We start from the raw sequence: 23,703 nt of genomic DNA on the forward strand, positions 1-23,703 counted from the left end.
GCTAGTAAGCTCCCGCCCCACGGATCACCGCTGACCACGTCTTCCACAGGATCTGGATGTCCAACGTCAGCGACCAGTTTTCCACGTACCTCAGGTCCAGCCGGACCGACTCCTCCCAGGAGAGGTCGGATCGGCCACTGACCTGCCACAGGCCCGTCATGCCCGGTTTGACCACGAGCCGGCGGCGGACGTCGTGCCCGTACTGGGCGACCTCCTCCGGCAGCGGCGGCCTGGGACCGACAAGCGACATCTCCCCCCGGACCACGTTGACGAGCTGGGGTAGCTCGTCGAGCGAGTACCGGCGCAACCATGCCCCCACGGACGTGACCCTGGGGTCGCGACGCATCTTGAACAGCACCCCGTCGTGCTCGTTGCGGGGCTTGAGCATCTCCTTCAGCGTGTCGGCCCCGACCACCATGGTACGGAACTTGTAAACAGTGAACTCGGCCCCTCCCCGGCCGACGCGGGTCTGGGTGAACAGGGCGGGCCCGCCGCCCTCGGAGCGGATGAGCACCGTCAGCACCAGGAACAACGGGGACAGCAGGGCCAGCGCGAAGGCCGCGGCGCACCGGTCGAAGGCGCCCTTGAGCAGGCGGCGCCCGCCCTCGAGTTCGGGGTGTTCCACGTGCAGGAGGGGCAGCCCGGCCACGGGGCGGATGGAGGTGCGCGGACCGGCGACCTCCATGAGCGCGGAGGCGACGATGAGGTCGGTCCCGGTCTTCTCCAACTCCCACGCCAGCCGCCGCAGCTCCACGCCGTCCATCTCGGGACAGGCGAGCACCGCCACGGTGTCGGCGCCGACGAGGGAGGCGGCCTGGGCCACCTCGGTGAAGTCGCCCAGCACCGGGCAACCCTCGACGGCGCCCTCCCCGAGGCCGTCCGGGGCGGCCTCGCCCGGCGGCAGACACACGCCGACGACCCGCATGCCGTGGTAGATCTCCCCGCGGAAGCGGCGGATGAGGTCCCCGGCGGCGCAGCGGTAGCCGACCACGACGACGCCGCTCATGCACTGCCCGGAGCGGCGGCGCCGGTGCAGGGCCTTGCGTCGGGCGTAGTGCAGGGCCAGGGTCGTGGTGACGATGAGCGGCGGGACGGCGAGCGCGTAGCCGCGGGAGAGGTCGAACGCGACGGCGTAGGCGCCGATGGCCACCGAGGCGGTCAGGAACACCCCCGCCACGGCCACCCGGCGGTACTCCTCGGTGCCGACGCCCAGGAACCGCCGCTCGTACCCGCCGCCCAACCACACGAAGGCCACCCACACGACCGGGAGCAGCAGCGAGAGGTGCAGGTAGGGAGCCGCCTCGGCGGCCCCGAGGGTGTCGTGGAACCGGACGACCGTTCCGCCGGCCGCGGCCGCGGCGGCGGCGAGCAGGTCGAGGGCGACGAGCCCCGCCACGTACGACCGCGTCCACGACCCGCCGCGGGGCTCGGTGACGTACGCCGCCGTGCCCATCGGCCGTACGCGTTGATTCTGAGCTGTCTCCACCCCGCTGGCTGTGACCACACTTCCCCCCAAGGGTACGACGTGTTCCTGAATCCTCACACTGAGTAATCACACCTGGCACCACGAAGCCCGGCAGGGCGGGGTGGGGTGTGGTCGGACATCAACGACTGACGACCCGAACAGTAACCAAAAGTAGTGGAGAAGTCGCGTCTCGTGTCGGCTTGTTGGGGAAGCTGGATCAGGTCGTCCTAAGAACGTGTCTATGTCGAGACCAAAACGCCTTCGGGTGACCAAAACCACGTGCGATGGGTGACGACCCGTCCAGCGTGCGGCGTCCCGGTCAGGACATCGCGTACTCCGGGGCCAGTGCCGCGGCCAGGCGCAGGTGCGGCTCGGCCGCGGCCCCCTCGCCCTGCCGACGCAGGACCGAGCCCAGCAGCCGGTGCGCGTAGCCGTCGTCGGGCGCCTCCTCGACCAGCTCCTCCAGGATCCGCCGGGCGCTGACCAGCGCCGCCGACCGCACGTGGCAGCGGGCGGCGAGCAGCCGGACGCCCCGGTCCCCGCCGTGCTCGGCCAGGAGCGGGCCGAGCAGGGTGAGCGCGCCGAGCGGATCGCCCGCCCCCAGCAGTGCCTCGGCCTGCCGGAACCGTTCGACCTCCTCGGGCACGGCCCGGCCCTCCCGCCGCGCCGCCTCCGCCGCCGCGGCGGCGAAGTCGAGGACGGCCCCGCCCTCCTGCGCCCCCGCCAGGGCCCGCCCGCCCACGACGAAGGTGGGCGAGGTCCGCACCCCGACCGCCCGGCCGCGCAGGACGAGCTCGCGGACCTCGGACTCCCCCGCGCCGTCGCGCAGGAGGGCGCCGCCGTCGGCGAATCCGGCGTCGCGGGCGATCCGGTCGAGCGTCCCGGGCGCGCCGATGTCCTCGGCCGCCACGAAGTGGGCGTGGAACAGGCCCTCCACCACGGCGTCCTGGAGCCCGGGCCCGCCGTGTTCCAGGGCGAGCCAGGCCAACCGGTGCGCGTCATGGCTGCTGACGTGCCATGCCGCACCCCACGTCGGACCCAGCCCCGCCTCCCGGGCGACGGCTCCGACCCGGACGCGGTTCTGGGCCGGGGTGAGGCCGGGCGCGCACGCGCGCAGCGCGGTGTCGACGAGGGGGTCGCGCAGCAGCTCGTCCAAGGGCACGGCCTCGGCCGGGGCCGTGGGGTCGATCCGGAAGGGGCGCCAGACCACCTCGACCGGCTCACCGTTCCAGGAGTCCACGCCCCGTTCGAGCCGACGCTTGCCGATGTACCCCCAGGGGCAGACGAGGTCCGCCCAGATCTCGATTCTCATGCGGCCAACATAAACAACACCTGTCGTTTATGCAACACGTGTCGTTTAGCTCCCGTAGACTGGCGCCATGAACCCCGACGATCCCCGCGTCCAACGCACCCGCGACCGCCTGCGTGCCGCCCTGCGGTCCCTGGCCACCGGCCACCGCCTGGGTTCGCTCACCGTCGCGGCCGTCGCCCGGCACGCCGGGGTCAACCGGGCGACCGTGTACCAGCACTACCCCGACCTGGACGCGCTCGTGGCCGACACCATGGAGGACGCCGTGGCCCACGTCGCGCGGTGCGCCGAGCTGTGCCCCCTGGACGTGCCGGGCGACCGGCCGCCCGAGCCCCTGGTGGACCTGTTCGCACGGGTGGCGGAGGACGCCGTGCTCTACCGGGGGATGCTCTCCGACCAGGGCAGCGCCCGCTTCTCGCACCTGCTCCGCGACCGGTTGACCGAGGTGCTCGCCGCCCGGTTCGGACAGGGGGCGCGTCCGCCGGGCTCCGGCGGCGTCCCCGTGCGCGTGCACGCCGCCTACCTGGCGGGCGCGCTGGTCGGGGTGATCGCGGAGGCGGTCCGCGAGCCGGACGCCGGCGCGGGACCGGCGGCCGACCGCGGCCCCGAGGCGGTCGCCGCGGCCACGTGGCGGCTGTTGGCCGGGTGACCGGGGAGACGGGGCCGGAGGCGTCCGCCGGGGCTGGCTAGACGGCGGTGTGGAAGATGTTCTGGGCCCGCTCCAGGCCGTCCTTGATGATCGTGCGGACGGCGTCGGCGGCCCGCTCGACGTTGAGGTCGAGTTCCCCGCGCTCGGTGGAGGAGAAGTCGCGCAGCACGTAGGCGGCGGCGTCCATCCGGCCGGGCGGTCGGCCCACGCCGAAGCGGACCCGCACGTAGTCGGGGCTGGACAGGGAGGCGGTGACCGACTTCAGGCCGTTGTGGCCGCCGGAGCCGCCACCGCGCTTGAGCTTGAGCGCGGAGAAGTCGATGTCCAGCTCGTCGTGGACCACGACGACGCGCTCGACCGGCACCTTGTAGAACTTCGCCAGCCCCGCGACGGGACCGCCGGACACGTTCATGAAGGACCGCGGCTTGGCCAGCACCACCGAGGCGCCCTCGATCCGGGTCTCCACGACCTCGGCGTGCGCCTTGTGCGCCTTCCAGCGCTCGTCGCCGGCGGACGCCAGCGCGTCCACCACCATGAACCCGGCGTTGTGCCGGTTCGCGGCGTACTTGGGGCCGGGGTTGCCCAGCCCGACGACCAGCCAGCGCTCAGCCTCAGCCATGTCCTCGTTCTTCCTGATTCCCAGCATGCGCCACAGGTCCACCATGGTGCACGACCCTATACGCACGCCGAACGCGCGGCCCCCGACGGGAACCGCGCGTTCGGTGCGATGTCTGTGCGGGGGAACGCCCTACTCGGCGGCGGGCGCCTCGGCGCCTTCCTCGGCGGCCTCGGCGGCGGGCGCCTCCTCCTCGACCCGCGGAGCGGAGACGGTGAGCAGGATCGCCTCGGGGTCCGTGACCAGCGTGGTGCCCGCGGGCAGCTTCAGGTCACCGGCGGTCGGCGTGGCGCCGATCTCCAGGCCCTCCACGTCGAAGGCCACGCCCTCGGGGATGTGGGTGGCCTCGGCCTCGACCGTCACCTCGACGAGCTCCTGGTTGAGCACGCCCGGGGCCTTGACCTCGCCGGTCAGCTCGACGTGGATGTCGACCTGGACCTTCTCGCCCTTGGAGACGACCAGCAGGTCGATGTGCTCCAGGAAGCCCTTGATGGCGTCGCGCTGCACGCTCTTGGGCAGGGCGAGGTTGTCCTTGTCGAGGCCGTCCAGACGGATGAGGACGTTCGGGGTCTTCAGGGCGAGCATGAGCTCGTGGCCCGGCAGGTTGAGGTGGCGGGGCTCGGTGCCGTGGCCGTAGAGGACGGCCGGCACCTTACCCGCGCGGCGGGCGCGCCGAGCGGCGCCCTTGCCGAATTCCGTGCGGGGCTCGGCAGCGATTCGTACCTCGGACACGACAAAACTCCTCGGGTTCAACCCCGCAGCACGGGGAACACGACTCCAGTAGTACGACGATTCCCGCACTGGGCGGGGAAAGCGGCGGGGTCACCCACGTGGGGACACGGCCGCCGTGGTTCCAGGCGTGCCCGGCGAGCCGCCACCGGACCCGCCCGGCCCGGGAACACTCGTCGCGCACCCCTGCCCGCGCTGTCCTGCGCAGCCGAAGGGGCTCCGCTGGGCACGGGGACACTCGGCCAAGTCTACTGGCTTCACCGACGACTCCGTACACGGCCCGCTGGCGGACACCCCCCATTCACGGGGCGCCCGCCAGCGGCGCGGCCGGGTGCGCGAGGAGCCCCGCCGCTACTCGAAGAGGCTGGTCACCGAGCCGTCGGTGAACACCTCGCTGATCGCGCGGGCGATCAGCGGAGCGATCGACAGCTGCGTGAGCTTGTCGAAGGAGCGCTCCTCCGGCACCGGCAGCGAGTTGGTGATGATGACCTCGGAGATCCGCGAGTTCTGGAGGCGCTCGGCCGCCGGACCGGACAGCACGCCGTGCGTGGCCGCCACGATGACCTTCTCGGCGCCGTTCTCGAACAGGGCCTCGGAGGCCTTCACGATCGTGCCGCCGGTGTCGATCATGTCGTCGACCAGCACGCACGTGCGGCCCGCGACCTGGCCGACGACCTCGTGCACGCGCACCTGGTTGGCGACGTCCGGGTCCCTGCGCTTGTGGATGATCGCCAGCGGCGCGCCGAGGCGGTCGGCCCAGCGGTCGGCGGTGCGCACGCGGCCCGCGTCCGGGGAGACCACGGTGATCTCGGAGTGCTCGACCCGGTCGGCCACGTAGTCGGCCAGGATCGGCAGGGCGAACAGGTGGTCCACCGGTCCGTCGAAGAACCCCTGGATCTGGTCCGTGTGCAGGTCGACCGCCATCATCCGGTTGGCGCCCGCGGTACGGAACAGGTCCGTCATCAGGCGCGCGGAGATGGGTTCGCGGCCCCGGTGCTTCTTGTCCTGGCGGGCGTACCCGAGGAACGGCGTCACCACGGTGATCCGCTTGGCGGACGCGCGCTTGAGCGCGTCCACCATGATCAGCTGCTCCATGATGGACTCGTTGACCGGAGCCGAGTGGCACTGCAGGACGAACGCGTCGCAGCCGCGGACGGACTCGAGGTAGCGGACGAAGATCTCACTGTTGGCGAAGGTGTCGAACCGGGTGGGGACCACGTCGATCCCCAGCTCCTTCGCCACCTCCTGGGCCAGTTCGGGGTGGGTGCGCCCCGAGAAGAGCATCAACTGTTTCTGCCCGGTGGCCTTCATCCCGCTCACGTACTTCTCCCCCACGGTTACTGCTTGTCGGAATTGACTGCTCTGCGCCGCTCGGCCCGCTCCGCGGCCTCGGCGGAGGCGGTGCCCGGGCGCTTGCGCTGGGTCCACCCCTCGACGTTGCGCTGACGGTGTCCCTCGGAGACCGCCAGGGCGCCGGGCGGAACATCGTCCCGGACCACGGCCCCGGCCCCGGAGTAGGCCCCGTCGCCCACGGTCACGGGCGCGACGATGGTGTTGTCGCTGCCGATGCGCACGTGGTCGCCGATGGTGCTCCGGGACTTGTTGACCCCGTCGTAGTTGACGAACACCGTGGAGCAGCCGATGTTGCTGCTCTCGCCGATGTCGGCGTCCCCGACGTAGGTCAGGTGCGGGACCTTGGACCCGGCGCCGACGGTCGAGTTCTTCACCTCGACGAAGGCGCCGATCTTGGTCCGCTCGGCCAGGCGGGTGCCCGGCCGGAGGTAGGTGTAGGGGCCGACGTTGGCCCCGGAGCCGATCTCGGCCCGGTCCGCGGTGGTCTCGCGGACGTGCGCTCCCTCGCCGACGACCGTGTCCCGCAGGGTGGCCCCCGGGCCGACGACGGCGTCCTCGCCGACCACGGTGGCGCCCAGCAGCCGGGTGTTCGGCTCCAGCACCGCGTCGCGGCCGATCCGGACCTGGACGTCGAGCCAGGTGCTGGCGGGGTCGACGACCGTCACGCCGGAGCGCATGTGCTCGTCGACGAGACGCCGGTTGAGGATGCGGCGCGCCTCGGAGAGCTGGACGCGGTCGTTGACGCCCTGGACCTCGTGCCAGTCCTCGGCGGTCCAGGCGCCGACCCGGTGCCCGTCCCCGCGCAGGAGGGCGACGGCGTCGGTGATGTACTCCTCGCCCTTGGCGTTGTCGGTCGACAGGTGCTGGACGACCGCGGACAGCAGCGCGCCGTCGAAGGCGTACATGCCGGAGTTGATCTCGTCGATCGCGCGCTGGTCGGGGGTGGCGTCGGCGTGCTCGACGATGCCGGTGAACGCGCCGTCGGCGTCGCGGACGATGCGCCCGTACCCCGTGGGGTCGGGGACGCGCGCCGAGAGGGCGGTGACGGCGTTGCCCTCCTTCTCGTGCGCGGCGACGAGCTCGGCCAGCGTCTGTCCGCGCAGCAGCGGGGTGTCCCCGCAGGTCAGGACGACCGTCCCGGTGAGGGTGACGCCTCTGCCCGCGAGGTCCTCGATCGCCATCCGGACCGCGTGACCGGTGCCGTTCTGCTTCTCCTGGACGGCGGTGGTCGCCTCCGGGGCGGCCTCTCCCAGGTGTTCGGCGACCCGCTCACGGGCGTGGCCGACGACGACCACGGTGTGCTCGGGGGTGAGGTCGCGGGCGGCGGCGAGCACGTGTCCGAGCATGCTGCGGCCGTTGATCTCGTGCAGAACCTTGGGAAGCTTGGACTTCATTCGGGTGCCCTCGCCCGCCGCGAGGACGATGACGGCAGCCGGGCGGTTCACGCTCACTGGAGGAGACCCCTCGTGCATAGCTGGCGGTTGAACTGTCGGCTCACCCCTCGGCGGCCCGGCCCGCGTGCCGCACGGGCGGCCGTCGGATGATCCAGCGGCCGACATGGGAAGGATACATGCGCGTCACCGCCGCTTCGCGGGGGTGTGGCAGGGCGGGCCGCGCGACGGGCGCGGGCACGCCGTCGGCGTCGGGCGGTCGGGGGCGCGGTGTGAGAAGCGCCGCGTCGCGCGTTCGGGGCCGCGGGCGCACCCGCGGTGACGTCACGGGGATCGACTGCTCCCGGACCAGGGCTCGAACCTGGACGATGGGGACCAAAACCCCACATGCTGCCGATTACATCATCCGGGAACGCACTGGGCGTGATCGCTGCGCACCCAGACGCTCGGCACCAACATAGCGCCATTCTCGGGGGGCTTGCCAAACCTACGGGGTCGTAGGTTACGGTTACGTAGGAATAGGTTGGGCCGTCGACACGGGTGCCCCGCGCGCTGCGGACGCCGTCCTGACCTCGACAACGCTCCCGTGACGAGGTGTGGAGACATGACCGCAGCCCCCGAGGCGCCCATCAGCGCGACCGCCAAACGCGAGGCGATCCCGGAGATCGAACCGGAGCCGCGCGGCAAGGCCGAGCGCTACACCGTGTTCGCCTTCGTGTTCATCCCGCTGATCGCCCTGCTGGCCGCGGTGCCGTTCTTCTGGGGCTGGGGCCTCACGCTCGTCGACGTCGCCATCGCCGCGGTCTTCTACCTGATCAGCGGGCTGGGGATCACGGTCGGCTTCCACCGCCACTTCACGCACGGCTCGTTCCGGGCCAACCGCCCGCTGCGGATCGCGCTGGCGGTCGCGGGCAGCCTCGCCATCGAGGGCAGCGTGATCAAGTGGGTGGCCGACCACCGCCGCCACCACAAGTACGCGGACGCCGAGGGCGACCCGCACTCCCCGTGGCGCTTCGGCGACGACTGGAAGTCCGTGGCCAAGGGCCTGTACTACGCGCACATGGCGTGGATGTACCTGGACGAGAAGAAGACCTCGCCCCGCCGCTTCACCCCCGACCTGCTCAAGGACAAGGACGTCGTCCTCGTCGACAGGCTCTTCGTCCCGATCGTCGTCGTCTCGCTGGCCGCCCCGGCCGTCATCGGCGGTCTGGTCACCCTGTCCTGGTGGGGCGCGGTCACCGCGTTCTTCTGGGCGAGCCTGGTGCGCGTCGCCCTGCTGCACCACGTCACCTGGTCGATCAACTCCATCTGCCACACCATCGGCGAGGAGAACTTCGAGGTCCGCGACCGTTCCCGCAACGTGTGGTGGCTGGCCATCCCGTCCTTCGGCGAGTCCTGGCACAACCTGCACCACGCCGACCCCACGTGCGCCCGCCACGGCGTCCTCAAGGGGCAGATCGACATCTCCGCCCGGATCATCTGGATCTTCGAGCGGTTCGGCTGGGCGACCAAGGTGCGCTGGCCGAACGCGGAACGGCTCGCCGCCAAGCGGGTCAGCCTCTAGGATCAGTAGCCATCATGGGAGCAGCCGACAGCCAGCAGGGGACCCGCGTGCGCCGCAAGCGCATGACGGGCAAGGAGCGTCGGCAACAGCTCGTGGAGATCGGCCGGGAGCTGTTCGCCGAGCGGGGGTTCGACGCGACCTCCGTCGAGGAGATCGCCGCGCGGGCCGGTGTGTCCAAGCCCGTGGTCTACGAGCACTTCGGCGGCAAGGAGGGCATCTACGCGGTCGTCGTCGACCGGGAGATGCGCACCCTCCTGGACATGATGGGCGAGGCCCTCACCGCCGACCACGCGCGCGACAAGATCGAGCGGGCGGCGCTGGCGCTGCTGCGCTACGTGGAGGAGAACACCGTGGGCTTCCGGGTGCTGACCCGGGACTCGCACGTGGCCTCCGGCACGGGCAGTTTCGCCAGCCTGATCAACGACATCGCCAGCCAGGTCGAGCACATCATGGTCGACGAGTTCGCCGAACGCGGATACGACCCGGCGCTCGCGCCCATGTACGCGCAGGCGCTGGTGGGCATGTGGGCGCTGACCGGCCAGTGGTGGCTGGAGGTGCGCAAGCCCAAGCGCGAGGTGGTCGCGGCGCACCTGGTCAACCTGGCCTGGAACGGGCTCGCCCGGCTGGAGGCCAAGCCCGGGCTGAACACGCGCGGACGCCGGTCGGGCTGACCTGACAAGACGTGTGGGGCCGGTGAACGCCTTACCGGCCCCACTATCTTGATGTCAAGAGATATGCTGGTCCCATGCGCGATGAGGTGGATGGGCTGATCGAGGCGTGGCGAGCCGAACGCCCGGACGTGGACGTGACGCCGCTGGAGGTGTTCAGCCGGGTCTCCCGGCTCGCACGCCACCTGGACCGTGCCCGGCGCACCGTCTTCACCGAACACTCCCTGGAGACCTGGGAGTTCGACGTCCTCGCCGAACTCCGCCGCTCCGGTCCGCCCTACGAGCTCAGCCCCGGCCGCCTGCTGCGCGCCACCCTCGTGACCTCGGGGACCATGACCAACCGGGTCGACCGGCTCGCCGCGGCGGGCCTGGTGCGGCGCAGACCCGACCCCGCCGACAAGCGCGGCGTCCTGGTCCGGCTCACGGAGAAGGGCACCGAGCGCATCGACGCGGCCCTCGCCTCCCTCGTCCGGTACGAGGAGTCGCTCCTGGCCCCGATGCCCGACGAGGACCGCGCCCGACTCGCATCGTTACTGAGAAGCCTGCTCGCTCCCCTCGACAGGGAGCCCTCCGGTCCGCAAGGCTAGTTACCGGGCGGTATCCGTCTCTCACCGGGAGACCGCTGTCTGGGCGCGGACCACATTCCAGGCATGGGTTGGAGAGAGCACAGTGAGATTCCGCTGGATCGCGGCCACGGCCGCCGCGGCCGTGGTCGCCACGGGCTGCGGCGGCGGGGACGAGGGCGCGGGTGTCGAGCAGCGTCACTACCTGTCCTTGGGCGACTCCCTGACCGTGGGGGTGCAGCCCGACGAGAACGGGGTTCCCGGGGAGACCGCCGACGGCTACACCGACGTGCTGTACCGGCGGCTGTACGACGCGGACTCGACGCTCGGCCACGAGCGGATGGGCTGCGGCGGCGAGGACACCACGACGTTCGTCGAGGGCGGCCTGCCCCGCTGCGACCAGCGGTACGGGGGCCGGTCCCAGCTGGAGGCGGCGGAGGAGTTCCTCGTCGAGAACCGGGGGGACGTCGCACTGGTCACCGTCACCATCGGGGGCAACAACTTCACCGGCTGCGTGAGCGACCTGGAGAACCCGGACGGGCCCGCCGTCGACACGGCGTGCGTGGACGACGGGCTGGAGCGGATCGGGACGGAGGTGCCCGAGATCGCCAACCGTCTGCGCGCGGCGGCGGGACCGGACACCCCGATCATCGCGATGACCTACTACAACCCGTTCCTCGCCGCCCTGCTGCTGGAGGACGACGAGGACGCCGAGGCGTCTGCGTCCCCCGAGGAGGCGGGTGCCGGCGGGGAGGCCGGCGGCGACGCGGCCGCACCGGAGGACGACCTGGTCGGGTACGCCGCCGGCGTCCTGGAGCGGATGAACGCGTCCCTGCGCGACTCCTACTCCGGCGCCGACATCGAGGTCGCCGACGTCGAGGGGGTCTTCGCCTCCGCGGACTTCGGCGTCCCGGCCGACAGCACGACCGGCATGCCGACCAACGTGCAGCGGATCTGCGACCTGACCTGGATGTGCGACGTCGACCGCGGGCCGGACATCCACACCAACCGGGCGGGGGCCCAGGAGATCGCCGCCGCCTTCGAGGAACTGGTCGGCTGACCGAGGGGCGGGGCGGCGCCGCCCCGCCCTCTGAGCGCCGCTCAGTCCCCGAAGCCCGCCAGGTCGAGCCGGGCGAGCCGCTCCGGGTCGGAGATGACGTCGATCCCGGTGATCCGGCCGTCGACGACGGTGAAGCCCATGACCGACACCGGTGCGCCGCCGACCGTGCTGACCACCCCGGCGGTCCCGTTCACCAGGGCGGGCCACGCGGTGAGGCCGGTGGTGTGGCGCCGGAAGGCGGAGGCCCGTCCGGCCACCGTCCGGGCGCCCCGGACCGACAGCGGCGCGCCCGCTCCGGAGTCCGCCCGGAGGACGACGTCGGGGTCGAGGACGGCCAGCAGCCCCTCGAAGTCACCGTCGCGAGCGGCGGTCAGGAAGGCGTCGACGACCCGGCGCTGGCGCACCGGTTCCGGGTCGGGGACCGGCGCCGCGCCCCGGACCCGCTGTCGGGCACGGCTCGCGAGCTTCCTGGCCGCGTCGGGGGTCCGGTCCACGATCGGGGCGATCTCGTCGAACGGCACGCCGAACATGTCGTGCAGGACGAACGCGAGCCGCTCGGCGGGGGTGAGGGACTCCAGCACCACGAGGAGGGCGATCCCGACCGCGTCGGCGGTCAGCGCCCGCTGTTCCGGGTCCGCCCCGTCCACACGGCACACCACCGGGTCGGGCAGGTGCTCCTCCCACCCGGTCTCCCGCCGCGCGGTCCGGGAGCGGAGCAGGTCCAGGCAGACGCGGCTGACCACGGTCGTCAGCCATCCGCCCAGGTTGTCGATGTCCCCGGCCTCCGAGCGGGCGAGTCGCAGCCAGGCCTCCTGGACGGCGTCGTCGGCCTCGCTCAGCGAGCCGAGCATCCGGTACGCCACCGCCCTCAGGTGTCCCCGGTGCTCCTCGAAGCGGCGTGCCAGGAGTTCGTGTTCGGTCACGGTCGTGTCCTTTCTCGGGTGCGTCACCGCACTGACGCGCGCGCGTCGGCGAACGTGACGGCGCGGGCCCGGGAAAGTTCTCCGGCGGCGGTCACGTTCGCCCGACCCGGACCGTCAGGGGGGTGTCGGAGCGAACGGGACGGGGCCGCCGACGACGGCCCCCGAGACGAGGAGAACCACCATGACCGCACGCATGAAGAACCCCGCCTACGTCCTGCCCACCGCGATGAAGGGGATCGGGACCCTGGTGAAGGCCATCGGGGAGGGCGGCCTCGACCACGCGCTCCAGGAGCTCGTGGCGCTGAGGGTCAGCCAGATCAACGGGTGCGCCGCCTGCGTCCACGGGCACGTCGCGAGCCTGCGCGGGGCCGGTGAGTCCGAGGAGCGGATCGCGTCGGCGGTGGCCTGGCGCGAGGCGCCGTTCTACACCGAGGCCGAGCGGGCGGCGCTGGCCCTGTCGGAGTACGCCACCCGCATCGCCGACCAGAGCCGTGACCGGGTGCCCGACGACGTCTGGAACGACGTCGCCGACCACTTCGACGAGCGGGAGCTGTCCGCGCTCATCCTCGTGATCGGCCTGACCAACATGTTCAACCGCATCAACGTCACCGTCCAGGAGCCCGCGGGCACCACCTGGTAGCGGGCGGCCGGACACGACGGCGGCCCGGTCCACCGGGCCGCCGTCGTGCGTGCCGCTAGTCCCCGACCAGTTCGGCCTGGGCGAGCCAGGCCTCCTCCAGCTCGTCGCGCTCGGCCGCCAGGGCCTTGGCCTCGGCGTCCAGCTCGGCCAGCCGGGTGTAGTCCTCCGCGGCGGCGGCCATGAGCTCGTGCAGTTCGGCCTCGCGCGCGGCGATGCGGTCCATCCGCCGCTCGACCCGCTGCATCTCCTTCTGGGCGGCGCGCCGCTCGGCCGGGGAGACCGCGGGCTCCTCCCTGGGGGCGGCGGCCCCGGAGGATCCGGCCGGGACCGGGGGCGGCTCCGCCGTGGCGGCGCGGCGCTCCAGGTACTCGTCGACGCCGCCGGGCAGGAAGGCCAGGGTGCCGTCGCCCATGAGGGCGAGCACGCGGTCGGTGATCCGCTCCAGGAAGTACCGGTCGTGGCTGACCAGCACCAGGGACCCGGGCCAGCCGTCGAGGAGGTCCTCCAGCTCGGTGAGGGTCTCGATGTCCAGGTCGTTGGTGGGCTCGTCCAGCAGGAGCACGTTGGGCTCGTCCATGAGCAGGCGCAGCAGCTGGAGGCGGCGGCGCTCACCGCCGGACAGGTCGCCGATCGGGGTCCACTGGCGTTCGCCGCGGAACCCGAAGCGCTCCAGCATCTGGCTGGCGGTGTAGTCGCGCTTGCCGATGGTGACGTGTTCGCGCACGTCCATGACGGCCTGGAGCGGGCGCGCGTCGGGGTCGAGCTCGGCGATGTTCTGGGACAGGTGGGCGAGCCGGACGGTCTTGCCGGTGCGCACCGATCCGGAGTCGGGCGCGCGCTCGCCGCCCAGGATCCGGAGCAGGGTGGACTTGCCAGCGCCGTTGACGCCGACCAGGCCGACCCGGTCGCCGGGGCCGAGCTGCCAGGTCAGGCGGTCCAGGAGGACGCGGTCCGGCACGGCGGCCGTCACGTCCTTGAGGTCCACGACGGTCTTGCCCAGGCGCGAGCTGGCGAAGCGGACGAGCTCGACCGTGTCCCTGACCGGCGGGACGTCGGCGATGAGCTGGTTGGCGGCCTCGATGCGGAACTTGGGCTTGGAGGTGCGCGCGGGCGCGCCCCGGCGCAGCCAGGCCAGCTCCTTGCGCATGAGGTTCTGGCGGCGCTCCTCGGCCGCCGCGGCCATGCGCTCGCGTTCGGCCTTGGCCAGGACGTAGGCGGCGTACCCGCCCTCGTACCGCTCGACCGCGCCGCGCCCGACCTCCCACGTGCGGGTGGTGACGGCGTCGAGGAACCAGCGGTCGTGGGTGACGACCACGAGCGACTCGGGACGGCCGTTCAGGTGCTGGGCGAGCCAGGCGATGCCCTCGATGTCCAGGTGGTTGGTGGGCTCGTCGAGGACGATCAGGTCGTGGTCGCCCACGAGCAGCCGCGCCAGGGCGGACCGACGGCGCTCGCCGCCGGACAGCCCGGACATGTCGGTGTCCAGGTCCCAGCCGCCGAGCAGGCCGCGCAGGATGTCGCGGACGCGGGCGTCGCCGGCCCACTCGTGCTCGGCGCGATCGCCCAGGACGAAGGCGCCGACGGTGGTGTCGGGGAAGTCGTCCCGCTGGTGGAGGAAGCCGATCCGCAGGCCGCGGTTGTGCACGACCCGCCCTGAGTCGGGTTCGGTGCGGCCGGAGAGCACCGAGATCAGCGTGGACTTGCCGCCGCCGTTGCGGCCGACGACGCCGATGCGCTCGCCCTCGTCCACGCCCAGCGACACCTTGTCGAGGAGTACGAGCGGCCCGTAGGCCAGGGACACGTCCTGAAGATTGACCAGATTCATCACCTCCATGATGCCCTCCTGGAGGGACCACCGCGTTCAGCCGGAGGAAGCGCTGTGCCGCCCGCGGGCGCCACGTCGTCCGGCGCCGTCAGGCCAGGCGTTCGTCGTAGCGCCGCCGCAGCTCCTCGGTACGGTCCTCCGGCCAGGGGCAGCGCACGTCGCCGTTGACCGCCGCGAAGAACAGCTCCAGGTGGGTCTGCCAGGCGGCCAGCGTCACGGGCAGCAGTCCGGACAGGCCGTCGGGCACGGTCTGGGTCAGCTCCACGCGTGTGCCCAGCTCCGGCTCGTGGGCGAACTCCCACAGCACCGTCCCCGCTAGTTCCCCCTCGTACAGCCACGCGTACTCCAGCGCCCGGGGCGGCTCGCAGCCGGTGACCAGGCCCGTGGTGACGTACCCGTTGGCGAGGCGGGGCGGCGGCGCCGCGCCGACACGGGGTTCGACTCCCTCGGTGGCGACCTCCCAGACCGAGTCGAGCGACCGCCACATCAGGTCGCGCGCGAACCGCACCACGAGGCCCTCGTCGGCCGACTCGACCTCCCCCTCGCCGAGCCCGAACGCGTCCGTGTAGCGCTCCACCGGGCCCAGGAAGTCCTGGGGCTCCTCGAAGTCCCGGCGCGCCAGCCGGGCCTCCAGGGCGGCCAGGCACACGTCCCACCCGTACGCGTCGCGGGCGGCCGCCAGGCGGCCCAGCACGCCGCCGCCCATGCCCTGGGTGAACACGAGCCGGGATCCGGGCCCGTCGGGGCCCAGCTCGAACCTGAGCGCGTCCTTGCCCCAGCGGAAGCCGAACACGCGCGGCGGTTCGTACTCGGTGACCTCGCCCTCGCCGCCCTCTCCGGCGGCCTCGGGGGCGTCGGCGAACGTGAAGCGGACGTACCCGCCCACCCGGAGGTCGGCCTCCACGATGGCGGGGAACCAGTGTTCGAGCTCGATCGGGTCGGTGAGCGCCCGCCACACCTCCGGGACGGGGTGCGCGAGCCGCCGTTCGAACCGGAGCTCCGACTCCCCCGCCACGGTCCGCAGTTCCGCCCCGGGCGTGTCCATCGCAGCCTCCCCGCTCACCCGCCGTGGTCCAGTGGGAGGCATCCCCCGGGCGGCGTGGGCGCGAAACGCCCGATCGGGCAAAGGCGGGCCCCTAGGCGCCACCACGCAGGGCCCGGGGCCCTGGCTCAGACGAGGAAGAACTCCCGTGCGGCCCTGGCGATGCCCTCCGTGTCGAGCCCGTGGACCCGCGCGTGGTCGGCGGGGGTCCCGTAGGCGCGCACCTCCGTGTCCCGGGCGACCCCCAGCCCCAGTTGGCGGTGGCGGCGGTCGGCGAGGGCGGCGGCCACCTCGTGGGCGGACGTGCCCCGCAGGTAGGGCTCGACCACCAGGACGTCGGCGTTGCCCGCCGCGGCGACGAGGGCGCTGAGCCCCGCGCGGTCGAAGGGGCGCACGGTGGCGGTGTAGGCGACCGTGACGTCGAGGTCGGCGGTGGCCTCCAGGACGCGGTCGAGCATGGGCCCGACGGCCACCGCCACGCCCGCCGAACGCCCGGACCCCCTGCGCACGACCGTCAGCCGGTCCGACACCGGCCGCGCCGTCCGGTTGCCCGTCGCGGACAGCCGCACGTACACGCGGTGGTCCCCGGGGAGGGCGGCGGCGAGCGCCTCGCGGACCTCGTCGGGGTGCCCCGGCGCGTACACGGTCCACCCGGGCAGGGTGTCCAGGAGCGCCACGTCCCCGGGCGCCTGGTGGGTGCGGCCCTCGACGGCCGCGTCGTAGGACCCGCCGATGCTCACCAGGACGGCGCCCGCGTCCTGGTGTCCGAAGTCCAGCTTGATCTGCTCGAACGGCCGCTCGACGAGGAAGGGCGTGTAGCTGTGCACGATCGGGCGCATGCCGGCCAGGGCGAGCCCGCCCGCCACGCCGATCATGGCCTGTTCGCGGATGCCGACGTTGATCACGCGGCCCGGATGCCGGAGGGCGGCCCGCCGGAAGTGCCCGGCGGAGATCTCGGCGAGGACGAGGGCGGTGCGCGGGTCGTCGTCGAGGGCGGCGTTGACGGTCGTGACGAAGGTCTCTCGCATGGCCGTGCTCCTAACGGTTTCCGGGGCGGACCCGGACGACGACGGCCAGCGGCCGGAACGGGTGGGGCGCGGTCAGCGCCGTGTGCATGGCGTCGTGGTCGCGCCCGTCGACCTCGCGGGACACCCATCCCTCGGCCTCGAACCTGGCGCCGATGCCGCCGGGCCATCCGTGGGCGGACGAGGCGTTGTCGACCACCACCGTGGTGAGCGACTCCAGACGCATCCGGCCGGCCACGGCGATCGCCTCGTGGTTGCTGCCCTCGTCGAGTTCGCCGTCGCCGACGAGCACCACCACCCGGGGCGGCCGTCCGTCGGCCCGCCGCACGTTGCGCGCACGGAGCCCGAGCGCCGTCCCCAGCGCGAGCGGCAGCCCGTGGCCGAGCGAACCGCTGCCGATCTCCGCGCCGGGGACGAGCACGCGGTCGGGGTGGTGGCCGAGCGGCGAGTCGAACGCCCGCCAGCCGCGCAGGGTGGGTACGTCGAGGAAGCCCTTGGCGGCGAGCACGGCGTAGTAGGCGGTCGGCCCGTGTCCCTTGGACAGCAGGAAGCGGTCGCGGGCGGGATCCTCGGCGGTCTCGGGGGTGACGGCGAGGACCCGGTCGTACAGCACCCACAGGACGTCGAGGGTGGAGTTGGCGGCGCCCTTGTGCTTCTCGTCGCCCTCCATGAGGCCGATGAGCACGGGCAGGTCGGCGTAGCGCGAGAGCGTGGCTGCGGTCGTCATGCGGCCCAGTGTTCAACCTCAACGATGGTTCAAGTCAAGGGCGGGGCGCGGTCCGGAGCCGCCGATCGGGAAGTGAGGTGCGTCACACCACGGTCGTTCCGGGGACGTCACCGGAACCCGCGGGCACGCACGCGTCCACACCCTCGGCCTCCAGCGCGCGAACCACGGCGGCCTCGACCCCGGGCGTCGCGGCGCCGTCCTCGTCACCCACCAGGAACGCGCAGGTCGGTCCGGATCCGGACACCAGAGCTCCGAGCGCGCCCGCCGCCCTGCCCGCCGCCAGGACGCCCGCCAGGTCCGGGCGCAGCGACAGCGCCGCCCGTTCCAGGTCGTTGGTGAGCGCCGCGCCCAGCGAGGCGGCGTCCCCGGCCGCCAGAGCCTCCTCCATCGCGGGCGAGGGCAGCGGCGCGGGCGCGTCCGGCCGCAGCCGGTCGTACTCGGCGAACACGCGGGCCGTCGACAGGCCGCGCGAGGAGAGCGCGAACACCCACCGGTACCGCCCGGGCGCCGCGAGGGGCTCCAGGATCTCGCCCCGCCCCGTCCCCACGGCCGTGCGGCCCAGCAGGGGGAAGGGGACGTCGCTGCCCAGGCGCGCGGCCAGATCCAGAAGGTCGGTTTCGGGCAGTCCGCATCCCCACAACCGGTCGCAGGCGACGAGGGTCGCGGCCGCGTCGGCGCTGCCGCCCGCCATCCCCCCGGCCACCGGGATGCGCTTGTCCAGGTGGATCTCGACGGGGGACCCCTTGCCGGTCTCCTCCGCCAGCAGGGCGGCCGCGCGCGCGGCGAGATTCGTGGCGTCGAGCGGAACCCCGCCCAGGTCGACGCGCGTCCCACCGGACGCCGTGAGCGTCACGAGTTCCGGCTCCTGACGCGCAGGGGCCTCCTTGACGGTAACCTCGTCGAACAGTGAGACGGCGTGGAACACGTTGACGAGGGCGTGGAACCCGTCCTCACGGCTGGGCCCCACCGCCAACTGGAGGTTCACCTTCGCGGGGACCCGCACGGTTACGGTGGTACTAACGGTCACGAGTCCCCAATCGTAAAGGAACCCCCTACCTTGCGTGAACACCTGCCCCGCCGGGGGAACCGGTGTGTTTCGCGCCCGTCGCCGACGGGATCACACCCGTCGGCGCGAACCGGGGACCGCGATCGGGGATCAGTCATCACTGTCATGTCAGTCACGGCCCTTCCCCCGAACGATCCGAAACGGCGCGCGAGTGGGAATCAGGGCACAAACACCGCTACCTTGGGGCGAGGCGGAGTTTGGACACCGTCGGGGAGGGTCGCTTGCCGTCGGATGGGCTCCCGAAGAACCTGGAACCGCTGGCAGCCGGAGATCCGGCCACCATCGGTCCCTACGTGCTGTCCGGGAAGCTGGGGAGCGGCGGCATGGGCACCGTCTACCTCGGCAGCGCTCCGGACCGCAACCACCAGGTAGCGATCAAGGTCATCCGCCCCGAGCTCGCCTTCGACGAGGCGACGCGGGCGCGGTTCCGCGACGAGATGGAGAACGCCCGCAAGGTCGCCTCCTTCTGCACCGCCAAGGTCCTCGACCACGGGACGTTCGAGAACCGCCCCTACATGGTCACCGAGTACATCGCCGGGACCGCGCTCGCCGAGCACATCGCCGAGAACGGGCCGCTGGACTCCTCGACCCTGCACGGCTTCGCCCTGGGCGTCGCCGCCGCGCTGGCGGCCATCCACCGCACCGGGCTCGTGCACCGCGACCTCAAGCCGGCGAACGTACTGCTGTCGCTCTCCGGTCCGCGCGTGATCGACTTCGGCATCGCGCGGGCGATGAACACCGCGACCAACCACACCCAGACCGGCATCGTCATGGGCAGCCCGGGCTGGATGGCGCCGGAGCAGCTGTTGGAGGAACAGGTCACCACCTCGGCGGACATCTTCGCCTGGGGCTGTCTGGTGGCCTTCGCGGGCAACGGCACCCACCCGTTCGGCAACGGCGACGCCATGACGCTGGGCAAGCGCGTGCTCTTCGCCGAGCCGCAGATCGGGAACCTGGACAGCCCGCTCGACCGGCTCGTCCTGCGTGCCCTGGCCAAGGAGCCGGGCCGCCGCCCGACCGCCCAGGACCTGCTCCTGGAACTCGCCGGCGGCGAGGACAGCACCAACCCGAACGACATGGTCTCGCACGCCCTGCACCAGTCGTGGCGGCCGAACCTGCCCCCCATGCCGCCCGTTGGCCCCCGACCGGGGATGGGCCGCGCCCAGCAGACCGTGACGGGCATGCGGCCCCCGCCGCCCGGCCACTACCAGTCCGCCCCCATGCCGCCCCAGGCGCACCAGACCGGCAACTACCCCCGGCCCCAGGCTCCTCCGCCCGTTCGACCCGCCGCGCACCCCGCGGGCCCGCCCCAGGGGAACGCGCCCCAGCAGGGCGGCCAGAACGCGCCGCACCGCCCCGCTCCGGGCCCCGCGCAGCCGCACCCGGCGTCCACCGGACCGATCCCGATGGTGCCCGCCGCCGACCAGCAGGGCCCGCGCCCCGGCCCGCAGCCCTACGTCCCGCCGGTTCCGCCGCCGCCGCACCAGCCCGCCGCACCGGGCCGCCGCAGGGGGCTCGTCGTGGTCCTGGCCGTGGGCGGAACGGCGCTCCTCCTCGTCATCGCGGTGCTCCTGGCCGTGGTGTCCACGCTCAACGGGACCGCGCCCTGGTCGAACGCCGACGCCGGTGTCGGCCAGAGCCAGGACTCCCCGGACGGGCAGGCGCCCGCCGGCGGAGAGAACCGGTCCGAGGACAAGGGGGACGTGCCCGATGCCGAGGCCCCCGTCACCGTGCCGGTCCGCTCCGCCGACGGCATGGTCGAGTACGAGGTCCTGGGCGTGGACTGCGACCGGGATCCCGCCGAGTACCGTCCCCGGTCCGTTCCGGTGCAGGGGGGCGGCTACTGCTTCGTGCGGGTGGAGATGACCAACCGCAGCGACGAGCGGCTGAGGTTCGAGTTCGATCAGCAGTTCATCCAGGTCGCGGGCGGCGGCGACGGCCCCTACTCGGCGCAGCGGCCGACGCAGGAGGAGAGTGAGACGGTCAGCCTCTGGGACGAGGAGGGCGTCCCGCCCGGGGCCACCGTCGGCGGTGAGCTCGCGTTCATCGTCGCCGAGGACGAGGAGCCGACCGCGGTCCAGTTGACGCACCGCACCGGCGAGGACCGCACGGTGATCTCCATCGGGCACCTGGTGGACTGACGCCGCGACGACCGACGGAACGGGCCCGGTCCACGCTCAGCGCGTACCGGGCCCGTCGTGCCGCCTCGGCCCGCCCGTCGCCCCGGGACCGTTCCGGCCGACGGGACCGGCCCTACTCCCACTCGATGGTGCCCGGGGGCTTGCTGGTCACGTCCAGGGTCACCCGGTTGATCTCGCGCACCTCGTTGGTGATGCGGTTGGAGATGCGGGCGAGCACGTCGTAGGGCACGCGCGACCAGTCGGCGGTCATCGCGTCCTCGCTGCTGACCGGGCGAAGCACCACGGGGTGGCCGTAGGTGCGGCCGTCTCCCTGGACGCCGACCGAGCGGACGTCGGCGAGGAGCACGACCGGGCACTGCCAGATGTCGCGGTCCAGCCCGGCCCGGGTGAGCTCCTCGCGGGCGATCGCGTCGGCTTCGCGCAGGATCTCCAGGCGCTCGCGGGTCACCTCTCCGATGATCCGGATGCCGAGGCCGGGGCCGGGGAACGGCTGGCGCCACACCATCTCGGGGGGCAGGCCCAGCTCCTCGCCGACCTTGCGCACCTCGTCCTTGAACAGCTCGCGCAGCGGCTCGACCAGGGTGAACTGGAGGTCGTCGGGAAGGCCGCCGACGTTGTGGTGCGACTTGATGTTCGCGGTACCGGTGCCGCCGCCGGACTCGACGACGTCCGGGTAGAGCGTGCCCTGCACGAGGAACTCGACCTCGGCGCCGTGCTCGCCGGACTCGGCGACGACCTCGCGCGCGGCCTGCTCGAAGACGCGGATGAACTCACGGCCGATGATCTTGCGCTTCTCCTCCGGGTCGGTGACCCCGGACAGCGCGGTCAGGAAGCGCTCCTCGGCGTCGACCACCTTCAGGCTCGCGCCGGTGATCGCGACGAAGTCCTTCTCGACCTGCTCGGCCTCGCCCTTGCGGAGCAGCCCGTGGTCGACGAACACGCAGGTGAGCTGGTCGCCGACGGCGCGCTGCACCAGGGCGCCCGCCACGGCGGAGTCCACGCCGCCGCTCAGGGCGCAGATGACGCGCTTGTCGCCGATCTCCTCGCGGATCCGCTCCAGCTGCTCCTCGACGATGTTGAACATCGTCCACGTGGGGCGGCAGCCCGCCCCCTCGTACAGGAACCGGCGCAGGACGTCCTGGCCGTGCTCGGTGTGCATCACCTCGGGGTGGAACTGCACGCCGAACAGGCGGCGCTCGGTGTCCTCGAAGGCGGCGACCGGCGCTCCGGCGGTGCTGGCCGTGGTCCGGAAGCCCTCGGGGGCGCGGACGACGGAGTCGCCGTGCGACATCCACACCAGGAGGTCCTCGGGCACGCCCTCGAAGAGCAGGGAGTCGGTGCTGGCCGTCAGCTCGGTGCGACCGAACTCACTCAGGTCGGTGCGGTCGACCGTGCCGCCCAGTGCCCGCGTCATGGCCTGGAAGCCGTAGCAGATGCCGAAGGTGGGCACCCCGGTCTCGAAGAGCTCGGCGCCCACGTTGGGCGCGCCCTCCGCGTAGACCGACGACGGGCCGCCGGACAGGATGATGGCCTTGGGGTTCTTCGCGAGCATCTCCTCGACCGGCATGGTCGAGGGCACGATCTCGCTGTGCACGTGGCATTCCCGCACACGCCGTGCGATCAGCTGCGCGTACTGCGCGCCGAAGTCCACGACGAGGACGGTGTCGAACGTGCTGTCAGCACCAACGGACACGACGGAGGACCTTCCGCAGAAGAACAGGGATATACGCCCAGTCTAGGGCGTGTTCCACGGACGCGTTCCCTGCTGCGCGACGGGCAGCATCCACGGAACACGCCCTGGGCGTGTTCCGCGCGTTCGGCTTGGTGCGGAGCCCCGACCGGGTGTGCCGTGCCGCTCAGCGCGCGGCGCCGTCCCCCGCGAAGCCGCCCGGGTTGGCGGACTGCCAGCGCCAGGCGTCGGCGCACGCGTCCTCGACCGTGCGCACGGCCTTCCAGCCCAGGTCGCGCGCGGCGGCCGACGGATCGGCGTAGCAGACGGCGATGTCGCCGGGGCGGCGGCCGACCACCTCGTACGGGATCGTGGCGCCGGTGGCGCGCTCGAAGGCTCGGACGCTCTCCAGGACCGACGTGCCCTGGCCGGTGCCCAGGTTGTACGTGCGCCACCCCTGGGCGTCCGCCAGGTGGGCGAGGGCGGCGAGGTGGCCGCGGGCCAGGTCCACGACGTGCAGGTAGTCGCGGACACCGGTGCCGTCGGGGGTGTCGTAGTCGTCGCCGAACACCCGGAGGAGGTCGCGGCGCCCGGCGGCGACCTGCGCGAGGTAGGGGAAGAGGTTGTTGGGCACGCCCTGCGGGTCCTCCCCGATCAGGCCGCTGGGGTGGGCGCCGATCGGGTTGAAGTACCGCAGCGCGGTGACCCGCCACCGGGGGTCGGCGACGGCCAGGTCGCGCAGGACCTGTTCGGCGAAGAGCTTGGTCGCGCCGTAGGGGTTGGTGACGCTGAGCGCCCCGTCCTCGGTGATCGGGGTCCGCGCGGGGTCGCCGTAGACCGTGGCCGAGGAGCTGAACACGAGGTCGCGGACGCCGTGCTCGTCCATCGCCTCGGCCAGGGTGAGCAGGGCGTCGAGGTTGTTGCGGTAGTAGCGCAGCGGCTGCTCGACGGACTCGCCGACGGCTTTGAGCCCGGCCAGGTGGATGACGGCGCCGACGTCGTGCGCGCCGAGGACGCGGCGCAGGACGGCCGGGTCGGTGCAGTCGCCCCGGTGGAACGTGAGGGCGCGGCCGGTGATCCGCTCGACGCGCCGCAGCGCCTCCTCGTGGCTGTTCACCAGGGAGTCGAGGACCACGACGTCGTGTCCGGCGTCGAGCAGCTCGACGGCGGTGTGGGTGCCGATGTATCCGGCGCCGCCGGTGAGGAGTACGTGCATCTCTCGCTTCCCCAGGGTCGAGGTGTGCCCGCCGCGCCGCGGGCGCCACCCAGGATAGGCGG

General features: G+C 72.7%; 21 protein-coding genes. 7 read left to right on the forward strand and 14 right to left on the reverse strand.

Translation table 11 applies throughout. The annotated features are described in order from the left end of the window. Position 1: 1 nt before the first annotated feature. Positions 2–1,453, reverse strand: a complete 1,452-nt coding sequence (locus ACIBFB_RS02485; protein ID WP_397225450.1) for a sugar transferase — start codon at positions 1,451–1,453, stop codon at positions 2–4. Between the two features lie 331 nt (positions 1,454–1,784). Beyond that, positions 1,785–2,777 carry a DsbA family protein gene (locus ACIBFB_RS02490; RefSeq protein WP_397225311.1) on the reverse strand — a complete coding sequence of 331 codons (993 nt, stop codon included), beginning with the start codon at positions 2,775–2,777 and terminating at the stop codon, positions 1,785–1,787. 67 nt (positions 2,778–2,844) lie between these two features. On the opposite strand from ACIBFB_RS02490, the gene ACIBFB_RS02495 reads away from it, so the two are divergent. Beyond that, positions 2,845–3,423 carry a TetR/AcrR family transcriptional regulator gene (locus ACIBFB_RS02495; RefSeq protein ID WP_397225313.1) on the forward strand — a complete coding sequence of 193 codons (579 nt, stop codon included), beginning with the start codon at positions 2,845–2,847 and terminating at the stop codon, positions 3,421–3,423. Positions 3,424–3,460: 37 nt separating this feature from the next. Here the strand turns inward: ACIBFB_RS02495 and pth are convergent, their stop codons facing one another. From pth to glmU, 4 genes are all read right to left on the reverse strand, one after another. Next, entirely contained in the window at positions 3,461–4,087 is a 627-nt protein-coding gene (pth, locus tag ACIBFB_RS02500; RefSeq protein WP_397225315.1) for an aminoacyl-tRNA hydrolase, read from the reverse strand. Between the two features lie 84 nt (positions 4,088–4,171). Continuing rightward, entirely contained in the window at positions 4,172–4,771 is a 600-nt protein-coding gene (locus ACIBFB_RS02505) for a 50S ribosomal protein L25/general stress protein Ctc (protein WP_397225317.1), read from the reverse strand. A gap of 348 nt (positions 4,772–5,119) precedes the next feature. Next, positions 5,120–6,088 (reverse strand): ribose-phosphate diphosphokinase, encoded by a 969-nt coding sequence (locus ACIBFB_RS02510; protein WP_397225319.1) that lies wholly within the window; start codon positions 6,086–6,088, stop codon positions 5,120–5,122. A 17-nt stretch (positions 6,089–6,105) separates the two neighbouring features. Then, complete coding sequence (gene glmU / locus ACIBFB_RS02515) at positions 6,106–7,572, reverse strand: bifunctional UDP-N-acetylglucosamine diphosphorylase/glucosamine-1-phosphate N-acetyltransferase GlmU (RefSeq protein ID WP_397225321.1); 1,467 nt, start codon at positions 7,570–7,572, stop codon at positions 6,106–6,108. A gap of 544 nt (positions 7,573–8,116) precedes the next feature. On the opposite strand from glmU, the gene ACIBFB_RS02520 reads away from it, so the two are divergent. From ACIBFB_RS02520 to ACIBFB_RS02535, 4 genes are all read left to right on the forward strand, one after another. After that, positions 8,117–9,076: an acyl-CoA desaturase gene (locus ACIBFB_RS02520; protein WP_397225323.1), complete on the forward strand. Its 960-nt coding sequence runs from the start codon at positions 8,117–8,119 to the stop codon at positions 9,074–9,076. Between the two features lie 14 nt (positions 9,077–9,090). Further along, a complete protein-coding gene (locus ACIBFB_RS02525) occupies positions 9,091–9,747 on the forward strand; it encodes a TetR/AcrR family transcriptional regulator (RefSeq protein ID WP_358561572.1) in 657 nt (218 codons plus the stop codon). 74 nt (positions 9,748–9,821) lie between these two features. Next, a complete protein-coding gene (locus ACIBFB_RS02530) occupies positions 9,822–10,331 on the forward strand; it encodes a MarR family winged helix-turn-helix transcriptional regulator (protein ID WP_397225325.1) in 510 nt (169 codons plus the stop codon). Between the two features lie 82 nt (positions 10,332–10,413). Beyond that, positions 10,414–11,367 carry a GDSL-type esterase/lipase family protein gene (locus tag ACIBFB_RS02535; protein ID WP_397225327.1) on the forward strand — a complete coding sequence of 318 codons (954 nt, stop codon included), beginning with the start codon at positions 10,414–10,416 and terminating at the stop codon, positions 11,365–11,367. Positions 11,368–11,408: 41 nt separating this feature from the next. On the opposite strand, the gene ACIBFB_RS02540 is transcribed toward ACIBFB_RS02535, so the two are convergent. Further along, positions 11,409–12,290: a sigma-70 family RNA polymerase sigma factor gene (locus ACIBFB_RS02540; protein WP_397225329.1), complete on the reverse strand. Its 882-nt coding sequence runs from the start codon at positions 12,288–12,290 to the stop codon at positions 11,409–11,411. 181 nt (positions 12,291–12,471) lie between these two features. Between ACIBFB_RS02540 and ACIBFB_RS02545 the strand changes: the two genes are divergently transcribed. Then, on the forward strand, positions 12,472–12,930 hold the full coding sequence (locus tag ACIBFB_RS02545; RefSeq protein WP_397225331.1) for a carboxymuconolactone decarboxylase family protein: 459 nt from the start codon (positions 12,472–12,474) through the stop codon (positions 12,928–12,930). 55 nt (positions 12,931–12,985) lie between these two features. Here the strand turns inward: ACIBFB_RS02545 and ACIBFB_RS02550 are convergent, their stop codons facing one another. The 5 genes from ACIBFB_RS02550 to ACIBFB_RS02570 form a co-directional block, all read right to left on the reverse strand. Then, on the reverse strand, positions 12,986–14,755 hold the full coding sequence (locus ACIBFB_RS02550; RefSeq protein WP_397225452.1) for an ABC-F family ATP-binding cassette domain-containing protein: 1,770 nt from the start codon (positions 14,753–14,755) through the stop codon (positions 12,986–12,988). A gap of 88 nt (positions 14,756–14,843) precedes the next feature. Beyond that, on the reverse strand, positions 14,844–15,800 hold the full coding sequence (locus ACIBFB_RS02555) for an SRPBCC domain-containing protein (RefSeq protein ID WP_397225333.1): 957 nt from the start codon (positions 15,798–15,800) through the stop codon (positions 14,844–14,846). A gap of 125 nt (positions 15,801–15,925) precedes the next feature. Beyond that, positions 15,926–16,825: a transketolase family protein gene (locus ACIBFB_RS02560; RefSeq protein ID WP_397225335.1), complete on the reverse strand. Its 900-nt coding sequence runs from the start codon at positions 16,823–16,825 to the stop codon at positions 15,926–15,928. 10 nt (positions 16,826–16,835) lie between these two features. Next, entirely contained in the window at positions 16,836–17,549 is a 714-nt protein-coding gene (locus tag ACIBFB_RS02565) for a thiamine pyrophosphate-dependent enzyme (protein WP_397225337.1), read from the reverse strand. An 82-nt stretch (positions 17,550–17,631) separates the two neighbouring features. After that, complete coding sequence (locus ACIBFB_RS02570; RefSeq protein ID WP_397225339.1) at positions 17,632–18,576, reverse strand: 4-(cytidine 5'-diphospho)-2-C-methyl-D-erythritol kinase; 945 nt, start codon at positions 18,574–18,576, stop codon at positions 17,632–17,634. 260 nt (positions 18,577–18,836) lie between these two features. On the opposite strand from ACIBFB_RS02570, the gene ACIBFB_RS02575 reads away from it, so the two are divergent. Continuing rightward, entirely contained in the window at positions 18,837–20,756 is a 1,920-nt protein-coding gene (locus tag ACIBFB_RS02575; protein WP_397225341.1) for a protein kinase, read from the forward strand. Positions 20,757–20,868: 112 nt separating this feature from the next. On the opposite strand, the gene guaA is transcribed toward ACIBFB_RS02575, so the two are convergent. Continuing rightward, entirely contained in the window at positions 20,869–22,449 is a 1,581-nt protein-coding gene (guaA, locus tag ACIBFB_RS02580) for a glutamine-hydrolyzing GMP synthase (protein WP_397225343.1), read from the reverse strand. Between the two features lie 163 nt (positions 22,450–22,612). Further along, the gene (galE, locus tag ACIBFB_RS02585; RefSeq protein ID WP_397225345.1) at positions 22,613–23,641 is read right to left on the reverse strand and encodes a UDP-glucose 4-epimerase GalE; all 1,029 of its coding nucleotides are present in this window, start codon (positions 23,639–23,641) and stop codon (positions 22,613–22,615) included. Between the last annotated feature and the right edge of the window lie 62 nt (positions 23,642–23,703).

The organism is Nocardiopsis sp. NPDC050513, assembly GCF_044457925.1.
In the GTDB taxonomy this organism is placed as follows: domain Bacteria; phylum Actinomycetota; class Actinomycetes; order Streptosporangiales; family Streptosporangiaceae; genus Nocardiopsis.